General features: G+C 55.9%; 20 protein-coding genes. 5 read left to right on the top strand and 15 right to left on the bottom strand.

Going from position 1 to position 20,746, the window contains the following annotated elements:
• The 6 genes from adrA to DOU50_RS05380 form a co-directional block, all read right to left on the bottom strand.
• The coding region (gene adrA, locus DOU50_RS05355) for a diguanylate cyclase AdrA (protein WP_148768964.1) at window positions 1-804 on the bottom strand (804 nt) is incomplete at its 3' end.
• Between the two features lie 102 nt (window positions 805-906).
• Complete coding sequence (gene psiF, locus DOU50_RS05360; protein ID WP_023334671.1) at window positions 907-1,227, bottom strand: phosphate starvation-inducible protein PsiF; 321 nt, start codon at window positions 1,225-1,227, stop codon at window positions 907-909.
• Between the two features lie 89 nt (window positions 1,228-1,316).
• Complete coding sequence (phoA, locus tag DOU50_RS05365; RefSeq protein WP_148768965.1) at window positions 1,317-2,732, bottom strand: alkaline phosphatase; 1,416 nt, start codon at window positions 2,730-2,732, stop codon at window positions 1,317-1,319.
• Between the two features lie 99 nt (window positions 2,733-2,831).
• Window positions 2,832-3,092 (bottom strand): anti-adapter protein IraP, encoded by a 261-nt coding sequence (gene iraP / locus DOU50_RS05370; protein WP_024906786.1) that lies wholly within the window; start codon window positions 3,090-3,092, stop codon window positions 2,832-2,834.
• Window positions 3,093-3,302: 210 nt separating this feature from the next.
• The gene (locus tag DOU50_RS05375; RefSeq protein ID WP_148768966.1) at window positions 3,303-4,517 is read right to left on the bottom strand and encodes a multidrug efflux MFS transporter; all 1,215 of its coding nucleotides are present in this window, start codon (window positions 4,515-4,517) and stop codon (window positions 3,303-3,305) included.
• A 168-nt stretch (window positions 4,518-4,685) separates the two neighbouring features.
• Complete coding sequence (locus tag DOU50_RS05380; protein ID WP_148768967.1) at window positions 4,686-5,369, bottom strand: extensin family protein; 684 nt, start codon at window positions 5,367-5,369, stop codon at window positions 4,686-4,688.
• A gap of 103 nt (window positions 5,370-5,472) precedes the next feature.
• Between DOU50_RS05380 and ddlA the strand changes: the two genes are divergently transcribed.
• Complete coding sequence (gene ddlA / locus DOU50_RS05385; RefSeq protein WP_024906783.1) at window positions 5,473-6,573, top strand: D-alanine--D-alanine ligase; 1,101 nt, start codon at window positions 5,473-5,475, stop codon at window positions 6,571-6,573.
• Here the strand turns inward: ddlA and DOU50_RS05390 are convergent.
• The gene (locus tag DOU50_RS05390) at window positions 6,570-6,806 is read right to left on the bottom strand and encodes a DUF2754 domain-containing protein (RefSeq protein WP_023334666.1); all 237 of its coding nucleotides are present in this window, start codon (window positions 6,804-6,806) and stop codon (window positions 6,570-6,572) included. The genes ddlA and DOU50_RS05390 overlap by 4 nt on opposite strands.
• Before the next feature lie 247 nt (window positions 6,807-7,053).
• Here DOU50_RS05390 and DOU50_RS05395 point away from each other — a divergent pair, with 247 nt between their 5' ends.
• Window positions 7,054-7,353 (top strand): DUF2755 family protein, encoded by a 300-nt coding sequence (locus DOU50_RS05395; protein WP_024906782.1) that lies wholly within the window; start codon window positions 7,054-7,056, stop codon window positions 7,351-7,353.
• Here DOU50_RS05395 and DOU50_RS05400 read toward each other — a convergent pair.
• The 3 genes from DOU50_RS05400 to DOU50_RS05410 all read right to left on the bottom strand — a co-directional run bounded on the left by DOU50_RS05400 (window position 7,350) and on the right by DOU50_RS05410 (window position 10,330).
• Window positions 7,350-8,447 (bottom strand): DUF1615 domain-containing protein, encoded by a 1,098-nt coding sequence (locus tag DOU50_RS05400; protein WP_048990432.1) that lies wholly within the window; start codon window positions 8,445-8,447, stop codon window positions 7,350-7,352. The genes DOU50_RS05395 and DOU50_RS05400 overlap by 4 nt on opposite strands.
• A 14-nt stretch (window positions 8,448-8,461) precedes the next feature.
• On the bottom strand, window positions 8,462-9,682 hold the full coding sequence (sbmA, locus tag DOU50_RS05405; RefSeq protein ID WP_148768968.1) for a peptide antibiotic transporter SbmA: 1,221 nt from the start codon (window positions 9,680-9,682) through the stop codon (window positions 8,462-8,464).
• 114 nt (window positions 9,683-9,796) lie between these two features.
• Window positions 9,797-10,330, bottom strand: coding sequence for an isochorismatase family protein (locus DOU50_RS05410; protein ID WP_048990428.1), 534 nt, complete (start codon window positions 10,328-10,330; stop codon window positions 9,797-9,799).
• A gap of 204 nt (window positions 10,331-10,534) precedes the next feature.
• Between DOU50_RS05410 and ampH the strand changes: the two genes are divergently transcribed.
• Complete coding sequence (gene ampH, locus DOU50_RS05415; RefSeq protein ID WP_024906778.1) at window positions 10,535-11,695, top strand: D-alanyl-D-alanine-carboxypeptidase/endopeptidase AmpH; 1,161 nt, start codon at window positions 10,535-10,537, stop codon at window positions 11,693-11,695.
• A 2-nt stretch (window positions 11,696-11,697) separates the two neighbouring features.
• Here the strand turns inward: ampH and DOU50_RS05420 are convergent, their stop codons facing one another.
• Complete coding sequence (locus tag DOU50_RS05420) at window positions 11,698-12,321, bottom strand: helix-turn-helix domain-containing protein (protein WP_148768969.1); 624 nt, start codon at window positions 12,319-12,321, stop codon at window positions 11,698-11,700.
• A 95-nt stretch (window positions 12,322-12,416) separates the two neighbouring features.
• On the bottom strand, window positions 12,417-15,191 hold the full coding sequence (locus DOU50_RS05425) for an autotransporter outer membrane beta-barrel domain-containing protein (protein ID WP_148768970.1): 2,775 nt from the start codon (window positions 15,189-15,191) through the stop codon (window positions 12,417-12,419).
• 451 nt (window positions 15,192-15,642) lie between these two features.
• Between DOU50_RS05425 and hemB the strand changes: the two genes are divergently transcribed.
• Entirely contained in the window at window positions 15,643-16,617 is a 975-nt protein-coding gene (gene hemB / locus DOU50_RS05430; protein ID WP_024906774.1) for a porphobilinogen synthase, read from the top strand.
• Between the two features lie 127 nt (window positions 16,618-16,744).
• On the top strand, window positions 16,745-18,445 hold the full coding sequence (locus tag DOU50_RS05435; RefSeq protein ID WP_090418084.1) for a lysophospholipid acyltransferase family protein: 1,701 nt from the start codon (window positions 16,745-16,747) through the stop codon (window positions 18,443-18,445).
• A 105-nt stretch (window positions 18,446-18,550) separates the two neighbouring features.
• Here the strand turns inward: DOU50_RS05435 and tauD are convergent, their stop codons facing one another.
• The 3 genes from tauD to DOU50_RS05450 form a co-directional block, all read right to left on the bottom strand.
• A complete protein-coding gene (gene tauD / locus DOU50_RS05440; protein WP_148768971.1) occupies window positions 18,551-19,399 on the bottom strand; it encodes a taurine dioxygenase in 849 nt (282 codons plus the stop codon).
• Entirely contained in the window at window positions 19,396-20,223 is an 828-nt protein-coding gene (gene tauC, locus DOU50_RS05445) for a taurine ABC transporter permease TauC (RefSeq protein ID WP_148768972.1), read from the bottom strand. Before tauC ends, tauD begins: the two co-directional genes overlap by 4 nt.
• On the bottom strand, window positions 20,220-20,746 hold a 527-nt coding region (locus tag DOU50_RS05450), incomplete at its 5' end, for an ATP-binding cassette domain-containing protein (RefSeq protein WP_148768973.1). The genes DOU50_RS05450 and tauC, both read right to left, overlap by 4 nt.

Raw genomic sequence — 20,746 nt, forward strand, 5'->3', positions numbered from 1 at the left:
CGTAATAGCAATGATCGCCTCGTCGCCCACGTCGTGCCCCCAGGTGTCGTTGATGTTTTTAAAGTGGTCGATATCAATCAGCAGTATCGTGGCGGTGCTGTGGTCGCGCCGACAATGCTCAAATTCATTTCGCAACAGCATTTCCCAGTGTCGGCGGTTAAAGACCCCGGTCATGCCGTCGCGGGTGCTCATCATTTCCAGCCGCTGCTTGTGCTCCGCAAGCCTGACGGCAGTGCGGTGGCTGAGCCAGGCAAACAGCATAGGATAAAATACGAGAACAGGCAGTGTTAAGCCCCACTCCACGGGGTCGGGGTTGAAGACGGCCACCTTCCCGACGAGTGGCAGGGTCACCAGCGCGGAGAGCAGCGTCAACAGGATCCCCGGAATAAACAGACGACAGCCCCCGGAGCCCATCATATTCATCCCCACCATCATCACCAGCGCTGCCGTGGGTAACGCATTCATCCCCATCACGCCGATCCAGAGCCCGGCAATAATGGCATCTACTTTAAGATTGAAAGTTTCCTGCTGATGAGGTGACGTGGCCCGGCAGGATAGCTGCCAGGCGAAATGGGGCCAGACGAACGACCACCCCACCAGTAAAAGCCACCAGCCTCCGGGTAAAAAATGGGTGACCAGCATTCCCGCAACCGGGAAAAACATCGCCGCCAGCCCCACGGCGCGCGCCAGCCTAACTCGCCGGGCAAACTGAATGCCGGCGCGGTGAGGGTCATCCTGAGAAAGGGTTAAATTCCACTCTTCCCGAATGCGCTTTTTGTTGTAATACGTTTCATCATTCATCATTTTTGGGAATATTCTGAAACATTTTCCCAAATTATAGAGAGGGGGTCTGCGGGGAAAGTATGAAATTTCGGGTGAGCCGCCGGAGCCGCTCACCCGTTAGAACTACACTTTTTTCTTCAGGCAGGCACTCATGAACTTGCTGCGGTCGTCCCCTTTCAGGGACTGTTCGGTTGCCTTCGCATTACACTCGCGCATTTTTTGCTGCTGCGGGGTCAGGCTTTTTTCAGCCGGCTTCGCGGCGCCGTTTTTGAGGCAGTCGCTCATGTAGGTCTTGCGAGCATCGCCCTTCAGACTCTGAGACGTCGCCTGTTGATTACAGGTGGTCATACGCTGCTGCTGCGGCGTTAACGTTTTCTCTTCCGCGTTCGCCGATGCGACCAGGAACAGGCCGGAGAGCAGAGTAACCAGTAATGTTGTTTTCATTGCACCATCCTTTTGTGAACATTCCCTGTAAGTCTGGTTCGTGACAGGAAAAAAACCAGCCGACAGATGTGATTTCCGCCGGGATTTTATCATTTCAGACCCAGCGCCGCCTTCATGGTGTAGAACAGATCCGTTTGATCCGTCAGGCCTACCACGTTGGCCGCATGCGGACCGTAGGCGGCAATGCGCAGTTGGGTGCCCGTGTGCTCCATGGACTCTTCTTCAGAGTTGCCGTAGCTCATCACCATGACGGCGCCATCTTTGGTGTTCAGCGCCTGCGTCAGGCCAGGGGCCTTGGTATCTGGAGGAATGATCTGGCTGGCGTGCGCGTGGTCCGCGGTGACGATCACCAGGGTGTTACCGTCTTTTTTCGCGAACGCGAGCGCCTTCTGCACCGCTTCGTCCAGATCGACGGTTTCGCCAATCTGGCCGCACGGATTCGCGGCATGATCCTGTTTATCGATCGACGCGCCCTCAACCTGCAGGAAGAACCCTTTTTCGCTCTTGCTCAAAAGAGAGATCGCTTTATCGGTCATCGCCGCCAGCGTCGGAATGCTGTCCGTACGTTTCGGGTTCGGCTTACAGGTCACGGCAGGCTGATCGATGTTGCCGTGATACGAGGCTTTTGGTCCTTCCCAGCGCACGGGCATGTTGCCGTCAGAGAACAGCCCCAGCAGCGGCTTGTCCTGGTTCGCCTCGCTTATCGCCGCCAGAGCATTTGCGTCACTCACCAGCTGATAGCCGCGAGCCTGCGCCTGCTCGCGCAGCGTTTTGCCCTGCCACTCGCCCGCCGTCGCGGTTTCCGCGAAGGTTTTCGCGCCGCCGCCCAGGGTCACGTCAGGACGCGCGTTCAGCAGTTGTTCCGTAATCGAGCCTTTGCCGCCTTTTTCCAGCGCATTCGTTGGGCATTTTTCGCTGGTCACTGACGGGCCGTAGCACTTACGCGAGGTCACGTGTGCCACCAGCGCCGCAGGCGTTGCATCCTGGAGTTCAGCAGTGGAGACGTTGCCGGTCGCCAGGCCCGCCGCTTTTGCTATCTCCAGAAGGGTTTGATGATCTTTCTCGTGAATATCCACGCCCAGCGCGCCGTTATAGGTTTTCACGCCGGTGGACCACGCCGTGGCAGAGGCCGCGGAGTCCGTTACGTAATCCGGTTTACCGGTTTTTTTATCCAGCGCGTAATGGGTATATTGTCCGGTCAGCGGTAAGGCATCGATACCTTTAAAAAAGCCGCCCGCTCCCTCGGCATAATTTCGCGCCGCCGTGATTTCGGAATCGCCCATTCCATCGCCAATCAGCAGAATAATATTTTTCGCCGGCTTATCATTCAGCGAAGCGCGAATAGCGGCCGTTTGATCTTCTGATAAACGGCGCGCGCCGCCAGGCTGGGTGATATCCCCTTTTGCCGCACGATTATCCAGCACGCTGGTTTGCGTCGTATCAGCATAAATGGCAGGGGTAATTAACAGGGGAAGTAATGCAATGAAAAGTGCGCTCTGTTTCAATTTATTTTCTCCATGTACAAATACATAAAAATAAAAACAGAGCGACTATAGGCATCCTGCATGACAATTCTATGACACGTCGTTACGTCCTGTGACGGTTTAGCTGCGCGGATGCCTTAACAGCTTCTTTACGTACTGGTGGAGCATCTCGGCATCCTCAACCGGAACCTGCGATTCAGGCCTGACGCTGTCCAGCGCACCTTCCACGCTCTCTATCAACGCCTGTTGATCGGTTTTTGCCATTTGTCGCAGCAGCGCGGTGACGACAATTTCAAGCGCTTCGACCTGAGCCACCAGCTCTTTTGACTCTTCTTCCTTTTGTGCCAGCTTAACCAGCAATTCAGCAATGAGGTTTTTCATCGTGCCAGTTCCTTTTTCAGTTTTGTCTGACGTTATCACTCTGAATCCATATTGCAAAGAGAAGAAATTAATTATGGTATGCAAAAGTGACACAGGAACAGAAATAAAGAGGTAGCGCCGTGATCGAAACGTTTTTCTATAAAAAGACGCCGCATTTTGTTATATAAAAATGCGGCGACCATAAGAATATATAATACATCTGCGAAAGTGTTATCTCGCCGATTTGGCCTCCGCCATTTGTCTGCGGCGTCGCAGCGCAATAGCCAGCTGGATAATATTGATTAAAACAACAATCGCTGTCGCCGCAAATACCCAGCGAAAACCGGCCATCGCGGAAACGGATGCGCCAATAAGCGGACCGGCAACATTCCCCAGATACATAAATGACTGGTTATATCCAAAAATACGCCCCGTCACCTGGTCGCTGGAATATTTAACCAGCAGGGTCTGCACCGCAGGCAACATGGCGCCATCAGCAAACCCGAGCAGAAATCGCAATACGCCAAGCTGAAGCGGAGAGGTGACAAACGACATCGCGAAGAAGAGTATCACCGCAAAGATCAGCGTCGCCATCAGGATGCGCGCCGTGCCGATCCTGTCACCCAGCTTGCCCAGACGCGGCGCGGAAATCAGGGCGGATACGCCCGGCACGGCGGCAATCATGCCGCTCAGAAAAGCGATATTGGTGCTATCCGGCTCCATCGACTTGATAAACAGCGCCAGAATCGGACCGACCGAACCGTTACAAAGCTGGATCACCATGGTGGTCACAAACAGACTGATCATCAGCCCCGGGTAAGGCAACGAGGCGAAGACAGCCTTGCCGCTGAGACGTTCAGATTTACTGATAACCGGACGGCCCCCCTCTTTAATCAGAAAGAGCGTCACCAGAAAACTGACCACCAGCAGAACCGCAGTGATGATAAATACCGCGCGTAGCCCGACGTGGTCCGCCAGAAAGCCCCCCAGCAGCGGACCGCCGATGACGCCGCTGATCTGTGCCGTGGAAAGCGTACTCAGCGCCCAGCCGCTACGCTCGCGCGGCACCTGAGAGGCGACCAGCGCCATGGCATTCGGAATGTACCCGGATGTCAGCCCCATCACCGCGCGCAGGAAAAACAGCTGCCAGACGTTGGTGGCGAAGGCCTGCAGCAGAATGGCAATCGCCATCCCGAGCGAGGCGCGCAGCAGCATCAGTTTTCGGCCTTTCCGATCCGCCAGGCTGCCCCACATCGGAGACACAATGGCGGAGACCAGAAACGTGACGCTGAACGTCAGACCGGACCACATGGAGAGCGCTTCATGCGAAGTCACCCCCAGCTGCGAGACGTACAGCGGCAGGAACGGCAGGATCTGGCTGATGGCCAGCCCGGTGAAGAAGCAGCCGAACCAGACCGAGATGAGATTAACTTTCCAGGATTCCATAAAGAAATAGTCTTCATTTTTAGGCGAATTCGCCGTCAGATTAGCAAGTTACGCGTTTTGACGTCGCACCAGAGATGCGGCCTGACTGACTTTGGTGTTTTATCTTCCCAGTCATCATATTTGTGAAATAAGTCACAATTCATCCATTTCCTGGCGGAATATTATGCTTCACCGACAGAGTCCGAAACCGCGCATGCCCAGATGAAAATGGTTAGCATGCGCCGCGTTATACTCCGGCCCCAGGCCGTTTCCGTAGTAGCCGCAGCTTGCCGCCAGCATGGCTTTCAGCCAGGGCTGCGTTGTTGCCGCCTTCCAGCCGTTCATCACCGTGACGCGTTCACCGTTCGCCAGACGAAAAGCGGCAATATCCAGCGCCTCAGCCGTAGCATGTTCACTGCGTCGCGCGTCAGGGCGGTGGTAAATATTGCGGCAGGCAAAGCTGCCGAGATGATCGATACGCGCCAGGTCGCTGCCCGTATAGCGTTTTGTCAGCGGCCGGGCCTGCTGGCTGATAAAGAGGGCTGAGCTGAGCGCCAGCGGACAGCTGGCGAGAAAACTGCTGTTCAGGCCGACCGGACCGAAGTCACGCACGCGTACAACGTTATTAAGCGGACACGCGCCGCCGCTGTCAGCCACCGGCTGGGTGCGGATGAGATCTCTTTGGTTAGCCTGCGAAAGCAGGCTCGCGCACGCCTCGGGGGTTAAGCGCCGAAGCTTATACTGGGTGATTCGGCCCGGCGGGTCGTCAAGCGTCAGCGGCATGAAAGGGTTGTAGTAAGGCGGCAACCAGCGGTAACCCACCGTTGCGATGGCCAAAATGATAAATACGGTCAGCAGCGTTTTTCCTTTCACTCTCCCCCCTCAACATTCCCCAAAACATTATGGCAGAAGGCCGCGAAACCCGCCGGGCATCGTGGTATGTTATTGGCTTTTCGTCAGACTGGAAGAGAGTGAGATGGCTAAGCAGCGCGTAGGTATTGTCTTTGGGGGAAAATCAGCGGAGCACGAAGTGTCATTGCAATCGGCCAAAAATATCGTTGATGCGATCGATAAAAGCCGCTTCGACGTGGTGCTGCTGGGCATTGATAAACAGGGCCAGTGGCACGTTAACGATGCCAGCCAGTATCTGCTGAATGCTCACGATCCGGCACACATCGCCCTTAATCCTTCGGAAGTGAGCGTCGCCACCGTACCCGGCGTCGTGAAGGGGCAGCTTATCGACGCCGGCAATGCACAGGCTCTCGCCCAGATCGACGTTGTCTTCCCTATCGTTCACGGCACACTGGGCGAAGATGGTTCCCTGCAGGGAATGCTGCGCATGGCCAACCTGCCGTTCGTCGGCTCGGACGTCCTCGGCTCTGCCGCATGCATGGACAAAGACGTCACCAAACGCCTGCTGCGCGATGCCGGGCTGAACATTGCGCCATTCGTGACCCTCACCCGCGCCAACCGCGACAAACACAGCTTCGCGCAAATTAGCGGAGAGCTGGGTCTGCCGCTGTTTGTGAAGCCTGCAAACCAGGGCTCCTCCGTGGGCGTCAGCAAAGTGACCAGCGAAGCTGAGTTCACGCAGGCCGTCCGCCTGGCGTTTGAGTTCGACCATAAAGTGGTGGTTGAGCAGGGTATCAAAGGCCGTGAAATTGAGTGCGCCGTGCTGGGCAACGATTTCCCACAGGCGAGCACCTGCGGAGAGGTGGTGTTAAACAGCGACTTCTACTCGTACGACACTAAATACATTGATGACAAAGGCGCCCAGGTTGTCGTGCCTGCGGATATCGATCCGGCGGTTAACGATAAGATCCGGGCGATCGCCATTCGCGCTTATCAGACGCTCGGCTGCTGCGGCATGGCGCGCGTGGATGTGTTCCTGACGGCGGAAAACGAGGTGGTGATCAATGAAATCAATACGCTTCCGGGGTTCACTAACATCAGCATGTATCCGAAACTGTGGCAGGCAAGTGGCCTGAGCTACCCGGAATTGATCACCCGCCTGATCGAACTGGCGCTGGAGCGTCACGCCGCCGACAGCGCGCTTAAAAGTTCCGTAAACGGCTAATCGGCGCGCTTCGCCGACTCCGCCTCATCCGCTGTCGTCTCTTCAGGACGACGGCGGATAATCAACCCCGCCAGCCAGAAACTAATGACCCAGGTCACCAGCCCAACGGCATACGTTTGCCAGCCTTTTGCCTCAAACCCCAACAGGCCCACAACACCGTTAAGAATAAAGATCAGCCCGATAGCGAAGGCGTAGTAGTGCCAGTCTCGGCGTAGTTTGGACGTGAGCTTCATAACAACTCCGGCAGGAAAAAAAGACATCCTCTCACAGATTTACGGCCAGGTCTGTGGCAGATACGGAAATTCTGAAACGCGACGCAATTTCAGTTAAGTCATGAAATTGTGATGTGCTGCAGAAATCAACAATCCAGGAGGATTCCGGCGCGTAAATTACCACGATTCTGATATTGACAAATGCGATGACCTGTCAAACTCACCCTGTACGAAGCGTATTAACAGAGCGATTTATCCGGAGGTCATCATGGCTGACTTTACATTGTCGAAACCGATTTTTGGCGGAAAACCAAAAACCTCCACGGCGGGTAATATCGCGTATGCCCTGTTTGTCCTGTTCTGCTTCTGGGCTGGCTCACAGCTGCTCAATATGCTGGTCCATGCGCCAGGCGTTTATGAACACCTGATGCAGGTACAGGATAACGGACGCCCGCGAGTTGAGATTGGCTTTGGCGTCAGCACCCTGTTCGGCCTGATTCCCTTCCTCGCGGGATGTATGATTCTGGGCGTGGTGGCATTAGCGCTGCGCTTTCGCCGTCGCCGTTAAAGCCCCATACAGCGAGCCCGGCGATCGTCCACGCGTTTTGCGAACCACGCGGTGGTCAGGTTACGCGTGATCTTCGGGCTTTCCAGCTGAATGCCCGGCAGGATAGCCCTCGGTAACGTTTTCCCGCTTTTCTGCTCTGCGAGCGCAAACACCTTCTTGTACAGATCCGTTTTCTCAAAGGCCAGGCTATCGCCTTTCTCAAGCTGACGGCGAATGTCGCTGTTGCTCAAGCCAAGCGTTGTCGATAATTTCCGTACGGCAAGCTCAGTGCTTCCCGCCTCGCTGCTGCCGTAAGCGATGAGATCGCCGTCCAGCGCGAGCTTAACGCCGCTTGCGCGGCTGACCGCACTCTGGAATGCCGCATTACGGCTGGCATACCAGCCGGCGTTAAAGTCGGCAAAGCGGTACAGCGGCTCATCGTAGTTCGCCGGGTAGTTCAGCAGGTGATACGTGCCGAACCACAGCCCGCCGCGCAGGGAGAAGACCTCCTGGCGCACCGTACCGTCGATTTTCCACGGGTAGCCGTCGGTATGCTTCTCCGCGAACGCGATGCTTACCTGCATTGGGCCTCCGGTGTGGACCGGGTTCAGTGAGCCAAACAGCTTCTGCCCCATTGGGACCATGCTGATGAAATCATCAAAGATGGCGCTAAGCTGTTTTTCGGTTTTCACCGTATCCAGCCGTTCGCTGTAGCTTTTGCCGTTCGGTGAGGTGATTTTAAGCGCGGTATGCACGAGGAACACCGGGATGTGCATGGACTCCGCGCGGCGGTCGATCTCTTTCCAGGCGATTTTATTCAGCCCCGGCACAGCCGGGTCTGACTGGTACATCGACTCCTGCTGCGCCACCGCCAGCACCGAACAAATGTTCTCCTCGGTCGGCGCGATCTTTTGGCTTTCAAAGGTTTTTGCCAGCGCGTCTGCCCACGCATTGCGATCCTTCACGCTGGCGGGCATTTTCTGCCGCACAACGCTCGCCACATCAACGGGCTTCTCCCCCTTTTTGAGCGGAGCAGCCCCTTTTTCGGCACAGCCTGCCAGCACAAGAGCGGCCAGCAAGGACAAGGGTAACGCGCGCGGTACGGCAAAAGACATAGCAACGTCCTGTATTAGCTAAATGTGTTGGTGACTTCCTGCAGGTCACGATCGTCCAGCTCGCGTTCAAAGCTGCGCAGACGTTTGTAGATAGACATCAGTTCTACCAGCGTGGTCCAGGAGCTGATCAGGTACTGGAACGACCCACGAACCTGACCGAAAACGTTAGTGATCTGCGTCATCAGACCGAGCGTAATCGTACCCGCAACAATCGACGGGAACAGCAGGAACAAACCGAAAACGTTATCCACCTGCAGATACAAAATACGGGCAATGTTGAAATACATATAGTGGAAGTAGAGTCGGAAGTAGTTACGGCGTACGGCGCCAAACAGCTCGCGGACGGTCGGCGGCGAGGCGCGGTTGGCATCATCTTCGCCGTAAACCAGCTCTTTACGGTAAGCGGCTTCGACGCGTTGATTTTTAAACTCCAGACCCGGCAGTTTGATCCCCACCACCGCCAGCAGGCCCGTTCCCATCAGCGACCAGACGATCGCGGCAATCACCAGACCATACGGAAGATGACCGACAATAGGCAGATCCGGCACGTGCGCAGAGAGCGTCACCAGCACCGGCAGGAAGGCAATCAGCGTCATGATGGCGTTGATAAAACTGACGCCCATGTCTTCAAGCGTGGAGGCAAAACGCATGGTGTCTTCCTGCACACGCTGCGCGGCGCCTTCGATATGGCGCAGATGCTGCCAGTGCGCCATATAATGTTCGTTCATCGCGGTACGCCAGCGGAAAACGTAGTGGCTGACGAAGAAGTTGTTCATCACGCCGATGATAACCGCAATCAGGGCAATGCCGAGGAAGATGCCAACTTCATGGTAGAACTGGTTGATGGTCACCTTATGCGGCGAGCTGAGCGCGGTCTGGATCAGATCGTAGAACGGCGCATACCAGGCGTTAACCGCCACGCCTACCTCCACGAGGAACCAGGTCACAAAGATAATCAGCGATGTACCGAGGATCGACCAGTACTGCCAGCGGTGCGGAGAATAGACAAACCAGAACAGTGCAAACAGCCCTACGCACACCGTGTAGTAGGCGTAAAACAGCAGGTAGCTCAGCGACCAGAAGCGCGCCGCGCTAATCGGCACCTCGCCTGTCGCCCCCGTGATGCGCGTCAGCCATGCGCCGCCGCCCGCCTGCCAGAAAATGACAGCGATCAGTGCCCAAATAAATGCCGACAGGAAAAAAGGCCCCGGCTTTGGGAAAAAAGACTTAAACATAATGCTTCCTTCTTGTTGTTATGGCTGTTGCTGTGTACAACACGTCACCACACGAAAACCTGCCCGAGCCAGCCTCCCGGCTCCGGCAAAAAGGTCAGACCCGAGCGTTAATTATTAGTTCGCTTTCCAGTTTTCAAGAATTGTTTCGGTGCGTTTCACCGCGAGAGGATTCGCCGGCGCAATGAAGTTACGCCAGACGTCGTTGTGATGGTTAATCAGGATCTGTGCTTCAGCAGCCGGGCGATTGGCTGTAGTATGGGCATCTTCCGCCACGGTGATGTGATAACCCCGGCTGACGCCGTTCTTAACCGTCGCATCGACGCAGTAATCGGTGGCGCAGCCGCAGATGACAAACTCGCGAATACCCTGCTCACGCAGCAGCGCCTCAAGCGCGGTGTTGTAGAAGGCATCACAGGCGGTTTTGGTCACGTAAAGCGCGTCAGCAGGCTGATGGAGTTCAGGCAGTAGTGCAAACCCCTCACTCCCCTCTTCCAGGCCACCAGCCTCAGTATGCTGAATAAAAATCACCGTGTCGGCTGCCTGCGTAAGCTGGTTGATCAGAGAGACACACTTTTCACGCTGATGACGAGGGGTTTCAAATACCCCGTTCTGCATATCGACAACCATAACCACACGCTTCTCAGACATACCGTTCTCCGTAAGATTGAGTGAAACTGGTGCCTATCATAAGCCCGATGTCACAAAATGGGAGATGGCTCGTAAGTAAATTGTTCATATTTACCCATGGTTACGTTTTTCTCGCTATCGTTATGCAATTCGGGGCATTGCGCGGTTCCGATTAGTAGTATAAATACCCATTACTTTCCTCATTCACTTCATGGATGCTTTTCGTTGAAACGTTGTCTGCTCTCTTTTGCCGCGCTGTGTGCGGTGAGCTTTTCTACCGCCCAGGCAGCCCAACCGCTGACGGCACCCGTTTTAGCTTCAGATATTGCCGATCGCTACGCGAACCTTATCTATTACGGCAGCGGCGCGACCGGGATGGCGATGGTCGTCATCGACGGCAACCAGCGTGTGTTCCGCAGCTTTGGCGAAACGCGTCCGGGAAATAACGTTCACCCGCAGCTGGATTCCGTTATCCGCATCGCGTCCTTAACCAAGCTGATGACCAGCGAAATGCTGGTGAAACTGCTCGACCAGGGCGTGGTGAAGCTTGACGATCCGCTCAGCAAATACGCGCCGCCAGGTGCCCGGGTACCTACGTATCAGGGGACACCGATCCGGCTTGTGAACCTTGCAACCCACACCAGCGCCCTGCCGCGTGAGCAGCCCGGCGGGGCGGCGCATCGTGACGTATTTGTCTGGCCAACGCGCGACCAGCGCTGGAGCTATCTGAGTACCGCCACGCTGAAAGCGGCACCGGGCTCGCAGGCCTCTTATTCAAACCTGGCGTTCGACCTGCTGGCGGATGCCCTCTCAACGGCGGCTGGCAAACCCTATACGCAGCTGTTTGAAGAGCAGATCACCCGTCCGCTCGGCATGAAAGACACCACGTTTACCCCGTCCCCGGATCAGTGCCGTCGCCTGATGGTGGCAGAGAAAGGCGCCAGCCCCTGTAATAACACGCTCGCGGCTGTGGGCAGCGGCGGGGTTTACTCCACGCCTGGCGACATGATGCGCTGGATGCAGCAGTTCCTTTCTTCAGATTTCTACGCTCGCACCAGCCAGGCCGATCGCATGCAGACTCTGATTTATCAGCGTACTCAGCTGCACCGCGTCATCGGGATGGACGTGCCGGGTAAAGCCGATGCGCTCGGCATGGGGTGGGTCTATATGGCGCCGAAAAATGGGCGTCCGGGTATTATTCAGAAAACCGGCGGCGGCGGTGGATTCATCACCTATATGGCCATGATCCCGCAGTCAAACGTGGGCGCGTTTGTGGTGGTCACCCGCTCCCCGCATACGCGTTTCGTCAATATGAGTGACGGGATTAATAACCTGGTGGCAGAACTGAGCGCCAATAAAGCCCAGGTGCTCACCGCGTCTAACTGATCTTAATATTCCGTGGGCAAGCGGTTGATGCTGACCAGCTTGCCCCGGCTCATATTGATGTAGTTACCTTGCCGCAGGGCAGCGAGAACCTCAGCAACCACTGAACGTGAAATACGCGTACTTTGTTGAATATGATTCATCACACCGATTTTTGAACGCAACGTTTCATCCCACTCCGCCATATTCAACAGCATGGCGCGGATCTGATGATAGGAATTATTTCCCACCAGCTGCATATCGCGTTTCTCAAGAATGTAATTTATCCAGGATAACCAACCGAAGGCCTCTTTCCATAGCGCGTTCTGTTGTATAAGTTGACGGGTGGTTTCAGTGGGCAAATAAAAACCCGTGCAGGATGTTTTGGCAACCACTCTATATCCCTGACTATGATTAATCATCACGCTGGACAGCCCCAAAATAAAAGGCGCTGTTGCGATGCCCATAAGCAGTTCATCTGAACAACGATAGATTTTGATTATACCTGTTTGGAATACGGTCGTGCGGGGCTCATAGCACTCCCCTGATGTAATTAACTGTTGTGGAGCAGATTTAAAAGGGGTACTGGCTGATTTCAAACACTGTTCGAGCCGGCGTAATTCAGAAAGTGGTTTCGCATTAACCTTCATGCAGACCTCAAGGCATCCGTATTTGTCGGTTCAATATTATTTTTATTACTTCTGTAAAAAGCGGGGGGAGGTAACGCCTCCCCCGCTTTTATTTATTACCAGGTATATTTCACACCCAGGTTTGCGCCCCAGTTCTGATCAACGTCGCCGCCGCCCAGATAAGTGGCATCAGTGTAAGCACTGAAGTTCTTCGTGAAGCTGAACTGGGTGCCCAGCCCTACGCGCACAGCGGAGCCTTTAACGCCGTTATCAATGCTGTCACCGTTAATGTCGGCATTGTTATCAGCATCGTCATAGACCCAGGCCAGTTTGAAGTAAGGCGTCAGAGCCTGATCGCCGCCGTAGTTGAAGGTGTAACCCGCATCAACACCGAGTTCATAACGCAGGCTATCGTAAGATTGCCCATCCATGCGCATGTCATTGCTGAGGCGATAATCATCGCCAGACTGGAACAGGCCAGACACGGCTGCGTATGGTGTGACGTAGCCGGACAGGTTTGGTTTCCAGTCATAGCCCAGTTTCAGCCCAAAACCAACCGCGTCATTGGTGGTGTTGCCGTCAACATACTGGCCGTTGCTCATGTTAGCAGAGAGATCGCTGTTGAAACGGGTATAACTCAGGGAGCTGTCGAGGAAAAGATCGTTCATGAACTTCGCAGACGCGTAGATCATCGCCGTCTGGCTGTCCTGATCGACCTGACCGGTACGATCGCTGATATCCCCCTTCGCGAAACCTGCCGCACCACCGACGATCCACTTCGCATTATTACCGTCAATCTGGGTATCCAGACCGACCATAATACCGCTCACGTCCTGATCGTAGCTAAGAACGCCATTGTCGCCGTCGAAGTTACCGCCGAAGTAACTCACCCACGCCCCGCCGTTATCCGCCAGGCCGTGACGGCTGTTGGTCAGACGAGCACCTACGGTATCCTGCTGCAGATTCCAGATGTTGGTGTTGGCAGAAGGGATGCTCAGCGCCATATTGGCGTAGTCGGTCAGCGCTTTCTGCTGGAGGACAACGGCGTCACCCTGCTGCTGCGCCTGGTAGGTGTAGGCACCTAAATCGGCTTTGTTTGCGGCAGTAAAGCTGGCTGCAGTATCCGCGTTATTGTCATAGACGCGAATAATCTCTTTGTTTTTGTAATCGGCGACGGAACCGGCTCCGGTCGCGTTGTCGATACGGACCTTGTAGTTACCGGCGACGTCACCGTTCACTGACAGATGACCATCAGAATTAATCGCCACAACGCCGTAGTCGTAATCGGCATTGTGCTTATCGTTGGTGATATAGCGTGCGTTGTTCAGATCGCTGTTCAGCACGTAATCACGGCTGGCAACGTTCAGCACACCACCATCGGTCAGTACCATATTGTGCGTATCAACCTGTCCCAGCCCCAGCGCCAGCTCTGCGCCGTTATCCACGGTGATGGTGTTGGCATACAGATCGGCCGTTTCTTCCGTCAGTGCCGCACGGCTATAGCTGTCCAGATACAGATGGTCGGTGGCCACGCCGCCGCTGTCGCCGATATTCAATGAGGAAGCATTGGTCAGGGTGATGGTATCCGCCAGCAAACCTGAGTTTTCAACATTGACCTGAGACTGGTTGTTGACCGCCAGCGTGTCGATGTTAGACACCTTGCGGGTATCCCACTCGGAGCCGTTATCCAGCGTGATGTTAAAGAGACCGCTCTGATACACCGCTTCGCCCGCAACATGTCCGTTGCTGTCATAGGTGGAGTCCGGCCAAATGCTGTTTGGAGACAGAGCGCTCCAGTCTACGTTGCTGTAGCCCAGGCCATACATCTGCGCCGTGCCGATAGCCTCGACGCTCGACTGCGCTGCACCAACCCATTTGCTGCCATTGGTCAGAGTAACGTCAAGCTTATCGGTACCGTCCCAGCCGTTGGTGGTTGGGTTATAGACACCGTCTGCACTGGTATCCGTTGCCGGATCGCCGTTCGGATAGAAGTTGTTGTCGAAGGTACTGGAGAAAAGAATGTCGCCAGTAACGGTGGAGTGATCGAACGTGGCGCTGGTCTGCATCGCGTTATCAGACGCGCTGGCGGCCACAATCAGCGCCGCATCATCTGCCGCTGTCGCGTTGGTTTCACCATAGTCGCTCGGCTTCGCGGTTTGACCGTAGAATCCGCTGGTACCTAAATCGCTGTACGCACCAGAAGTCAGTACCGAATCTTTCACCAGTAGCGTGTCGGTAAAGACGTTGCTGCTGTTGGCTACGCCTTCAACGCCGTCGTACGGGGTATTATCCAGCTCCTGATACCCCTGCGTCAGGGTAATACCCGCGACGTGAGAGTTATTCTGGATAACAATATCCGATTCAACATCCAGGGTAATTGCATTGCCCAACCCATAGGTATCAAGATAGTGGGTTTCGGTGTTATCGCCATTTACCACATTGTAAGCATAATGCTCATAGGTGTCGTTAATGGTGGAGTGATCAACGGTCAGGCTAAAACGATCGTACTGAGAATGGGTCGTGCCGTCGGTGTCTATACCATCAGCACACGAGGTGGTCATACACTCAGAGGTAATCATGCCATTAATGGTACTGTTGGAAATGCTTAATGCATTAGCCCGACCATTGATACCATCATCCAGATAGTATGTTGAAATAATACCATTCACGGTGGATTTATTAATCACCGGATAAATATCACCGTCGTGGGTAACGTCTGAGTAATCCCAGTCGGCATAGCCATAATACCAGGGTGTGGACGCTGTATTATCGTATCCGAAGGTATTATAAGTTGTACCGGAAATATCCTTCGCATTGGCCTGAGAAGCGATAGCCAGGGTGCAGGCTAATGCAAGTTGAGATACAACGAGTTTCTTTTTCCATGTTTGCATTGGGTCATCCCTCCTCAGGGACGTAAGCAAGTTTGTCCATCAATGAATTTGCAACATTTAATTGCGGAGGGAATTATGCAGTTTCATTTCGAAAAGGTTCAATGAATGTTTCCATTAAGTCCGTATCCAGACCAATAACACATCGAAAACAACAAACACAGGGGTCACTCAAGATAAATATTATAAAAACAAAACGTTAAAATACAGACAAGCGAAGGAGAAATATATAACAACAAATAATAAATCACTTTTAATGATGCATCCCACTTAATATAGAAACAATACGAATATCTCACCCCCAATCAGTAATATACTAACCTGTATTAAATATTGATGAAATGAAACCTGACCTGCCGCATTTCGCAAAAAGCAAAATGCCCACTTTAGTAAAACACCCGTCTTCACTTTGAGGTACACTAGCCTTCTTTGTTCCACAAACATCAGGCATACCATGACCGATTTAATTGCACGCCCACGCCGCCTGCGCAAGTCACCTGCACTGCGCGCTATGTTTGAAGAGACAACCCTGACCTTAAACGATCTGGTGTTGCCGATTTTTGTCGAAGAAGAGATCGATGACTACAAAGCCATCGAAGCCATGCCGGGCGTCATGCGCATTCCGGAGAAATATCTGGCGCGTGAGATTGAACGCATCGCCAACGCGGGGATCCGCTCGGTGATGACCTTCGGCATCTCACACCATACCGATGCCACCGGCAGCGACGCGTGGAAAGAAGATGGCCTCGTCGCCCGCATGTCCCGCATCTGCAAAGAGACCGTGCCGGAAATGATCGTCATGTCCGATACCTGTTTCTGCGAATACACCTCACACGGCCACTGCGGCGTGCTGTGCGATCACGGCGTGGATAACGATGCCACCCTGCTGAACCTTGGCAAGCAGGCTGTCGTCGCGGCCGCGGCAGGTGCGGACTTCATCGCCCCATCTGCGGCAATGGACGGACAGGTTCAGGCGATTCGTCAGGCGCTGGACGCGGCGGGCTTTACCGACACCGCCATCATGTCTTACTCCACCAAATTCGCCTCCTCCTTCTACGGCCCGTTCCGTGAAGCGGCGGGCACGGCGCTGAAAGGCGATCGTAAAACCTATCAGATGAACCCGCTGAACCGTCGGGAAGCGATTCGTGAATCCCTGCTCGATGAAGCCCAGGGCGCAGACTGCCTGATGGTGAAACCGGCTGGCGCGTATCTCGATATCCTGCGCGACATCCGCGAACGCACCGAGCTGCCGCTGGGCGCTTATCAGGTGAGCGGCGAGTACGCGATGATCAAATTCGCCGCGCTGGCGGGTGCCATTGACGAAGAGAAAGTGGTCCTCGAAAGCCTCGGCGCCATCAAACGCGCAGGCGCGGACCTGATCTTCAGCTACTTCGCGCTGGATCTGGCCGAGAAAAAAATTCTGCGTTAATCCGCTTTAGCGCCGGGTGGCGGCTTCGCCTTACCCGGCCTCCACTCTGCTCAAATCTTCACCCAACTGCAATACAACCGACATCTGCTCCTTCTACTGTCTTCGCAAGACGGCAGGAGGAGTAATCATGTTTAGCCTCGATAGCGTTCTCGACGATCTTTGGCCTCAGGCGAGGCCTGCACCCTGGCAAAAAAGTCTGTTAAAAAGACTGTTTTACGAAGACGAATTTCAGCAATTTGCCGCAGCACACCGCCACCTGAAAGGCCTGGATATGGTGGAGCAAGTTCTGGAGCACCTTGATATTCTCTGCACCGTTTCCGCCCGCGATCTTGAACAAATCCCCGAACATGGCCCGCTGGTCATTATTGCCAACCACCCGACGGGTACGCTGGACGGGCTGGCGCTGATGTACGCCGTCTCCCGCGTGCGACGCGATGTGAAAGTCGTGACCAACCGGATGCTGACCCACCTTGAGCCCCTCAGCTCGCTGTTTATTCCGGTGGACAATATGGGCGGCAGGACGGCGAAAACATCCCTGGTGCAGATGGAACAGCATCTGCAAAACGCAGGCGTGCTGATCTTCTTCCCGGCCGGAGAAGTTTCCCGCCCTACGCGCAAAGGCATTCGCGACAAAAAGTGGCACTCCGGCTTTATCAAACTCGCCGGCAAGCTGCGCGCCCCGCTGCTGCCGGTGCATATTCAGGCCCATAACAGCCTGCTCTTTTATGCCAGCACGCTGGTCTCCCCGACGCTGTCGATGCTGTTGCTCATGCAGCAGATGTTCCGCCGCCGCCACAGCCAGCTGCCGATCAAAATCGGCCAGCAGATTGCGTGGCATCACTGGCACAGCGCCACCCTTTCGTCGCGTGAGATGGCCGAGCAGTGCCGCCAGCACGTGATGCGTCTTGGCAAGGGAGTGCCCGGCGTCTTTAAAACCCAGTGCGCGATTGCCCGTCCGGAAGATCGGGCCACCCTGAAGCGCGCGCTGGCGCAGGCCGAATGTCTGGGCAAAACCAGCGACGGTAAAACCATCTATCTGTGGCAGCGTAACGGTCAGGAAGACGTCCCGCTGCTGCGCGAGCTGGGCCGCCTGCGCGAGATTGCCTTTCGCGCGGTGGAGGAAGGGAGCGGCAAACGCCGGGATACCGACAGCTACGACGATGATTATCTGCACCTGATCCTGTGGGATGAGGACGATCTGGAGATCGTCGGGGCGTATCGCTTTATGCCGACGGCCATGCAGATCGAAAAGCGCGGCGTTGAGGGGTTGTACAGCTATAGCCTCTTCCACTACGACGACAAAATGCAGGACGTGCTGGAGCACGGTATTGAGCTAGGGCGCAGCTTTATTCAGCCGCGCTACTGGGGGCGCCGCGGCCTGGACTATTTATGGTCCGGCATTGGGGCCTATCTGGCGCGTTATCCGCACTACCGCTACCTGTTTGGCCCGGTCTCCATTTCCGGTGGCTTACCGCCTGCCGCGCGGGATCTGCTGGTCGCCTTTTACCGCCTGTGGTTCCCGGCGACGCATCCACTTGCCGCCTCGCGCCAGCCGTATCCCGCCTCCCTGCCGGACGTGCTGGCGCAGTTTGGCGGCGTGGATTACGTGGACGATCTGACGAAACTGAAGTCCCTGCTCGGCAATCTTGGCTGCGGTATTCCGCCGCTCTACAAGCAATATTCCGAACTGTGCGAGCCCGGCGGCGTACAGTTTATTGATTTTGGCAGCGACCCGGCGTTCAACAACTGCGTTGACGGGCTGGTGCTGGTGGATTTGTGTTACCTGAAGGCGAACCGCTATCAGCGGTATATTGAGGCGCACCTTTAAATGTGCGGTATTTTGTAGGCCGGGTAAGGCGTAGCCGCCCCCCGGCAATTGTGCACCGTTTTCGCCGGGTGGCGCTGCGCTTACCCGGCCTACGGGAGCGACGGGTTAAGGACGATAAAACGGCTTATCGCCCAAAATCGTCGCCCGCTGCATAATCCGGCGCTGCGGCAGATAGTCCGCATTGGCATAATGCTGCGTTACGCGGTTATCCCAGATCGCCAGGTCGTTCTCCTGCCAGCGCCAGCGCACCTGGAACTCCGGCTTGGTGATATGCGCAAACAGGAAACCTAACAGCGCCTCACTCTCTTTTTCCGTCACGTCCACGATGCGCGTGGTGAACCCTTCGTTCACAAACAGCGCCTGTTTGCCCGTCACCGGATGGGTCCGCACCACCGGGTGCAGCAGCGGAGGATGTTTCGCAACAGCCTCCTGCCAGCGCTGATGTTCCTCTTCCGTTTTACGGTACTTGTACTCAGGGAACGATTTTTTGAAGTCGTGCTCCGCCCGCAGCCCGCTCAGTAGCGTCCGGAACGGCGCGGAGAGCGCCTCATACGCCGCAATCCCGCTGGTCCACAGCGTATCGCCGCCGGTTTCCGGCAGCAGTTTCGCCGCCAGAATGGCTCCGGCAGGCGGCGTCTCGATAAAGGTCACGTCGGTATGCCAGTTATCGTTATCCGGCGGGTTATCGTTGTGGGTGTCCAGGACAATAATCTCCTCCACCCCTTCCGCATGCGGATAGACCGGGTGGATATGCAGATCGCCAAAGCGCAGGGCCAGTGCGCGCTGCTGCTGCGGGGTGATCGCCTGCTCGCGCAGGAACACCACCTGATGGCGCAGCACCGCGTGGTACAGCTGTTCGAACTGGTTATCGCTCAGCGGACGGGTCACATCCAGGCCCGACACCTGTGCACCAATGTACGGCCCCAGCGGGGTGATGGTCAGACGTTCACTCATTGTATTTCTCCATGCCAGGGCGTCAGACGGCGCTGTAACGCGCGCAGCCCCAGTTCTAATCCGAAGGCGATCGCGGCGATCACCGCGATCCCTGCCAGCACCACGTCAGTCGCCAGGAACTCTCCCGCCGACTGCACCATAAACCCAAGGCCGCGCGTGGCCGCAATCAGCTCCGCCGCCACCAGCGTGGACCAGCCCACGCCAAGGCCGATGCGCAGCCCGGTTAAAATCTCCGGCAGCGCGCCCGGTAAAATAACGAACAGCAGCACCTGCGGACGGCTGGCTCCCAGCGACTGCGCCGCGCGGATCCGCACCTGCTGGGCACTCTTCACGCCCGCCAGCGCCGACATGGCAACCGGGGCGAAAATCGCCAGATAGATCAGCAGGATTTTTGACGTTTCCCCGATGCCGAACCAGATCACCATCAGCGGCAGATAGGCCAGCGGCGGCACCGGGCGGTAAAGCTCAATCAGCGGGTCGAGGATGCCGCGCACCGTCGGGCTTAAGCCCATCGCGATCCCGACCGGTATCCCGATAATCACCGCCGCCAGCAGCGCCACCAGAATGCGCGCCAGGCTAGCGCCTAAGTGCTGCCAGAGCGTGGCATCCATAAAGCCCTGCGGCCCGGCGATGGTAATGAGTTTGGCCAGCACCTGTCCCGGCGGCGGCAGAAACAGCGGGCTGACCCACTGCAGGGCAGCAACTGCCCACCACACCGCCAGCAGCACCAGCAGCGTACCGACGCTCAACGTGATTTGACGTGAGAAAGGCCAGCGCAGCGCCAGACGCGTGCGGCGCGTTTTTTCACTGAAGACGATGCTCATGAGAAGGCCTCCCGCTGTTCAAACACGCGGCTTAAAACGTACTCACGCTGTTCGATAAACAGCGGATCGGATTTGATGCTGCGCACGGGTTCCCCCGCGACGTAGCGGCGGGCGAAATCCAGCGGCAAGCGCTCCAGCACGCGGCCCGGCCCCGGCGAGAGCAGCACCAGCTCGGTGGCCATAAACACCGACTCTTCGATATCGTGGGTAATCAACAGCACCTGCTTGCCGGTCTCATGCCACAGGCGCAGGAGCAGGGTTTGCATCTGCTCGCGGGTGAAGGCGTCGAGCGCCCCGAACGGCTCGTCCAGCAGCAACAGCTGCGGATTCGCTGCCAGCGCGCGGGCAATCCCGACACGCTGTCGCTGGCCGCCGGAAAGCTGCCAGATATAGCGTTTTTCCGCGCCTTCCAGCCCCACTTTTTTCAGCATCGCCCGCGCGGTTTCCAGCCGCTGTTCACGATTGACGCCCGCAAGCTGCAGCCCAAACGCCACGTTTTCCTGCACGTTGCGCCACGGGAGCA

The organism is Enterobacter sp. C6 (assembly GCF_008122455.1).
In the GTDB taxonomy this organism is placed as follows: domain Bacteria; phylum Pseudomonadota; class Gammaproteobacteria; order Enterobacterales; family Enterobacteriaceae; genus Enterobacter; species Enterobacter pseudoroggenkampii.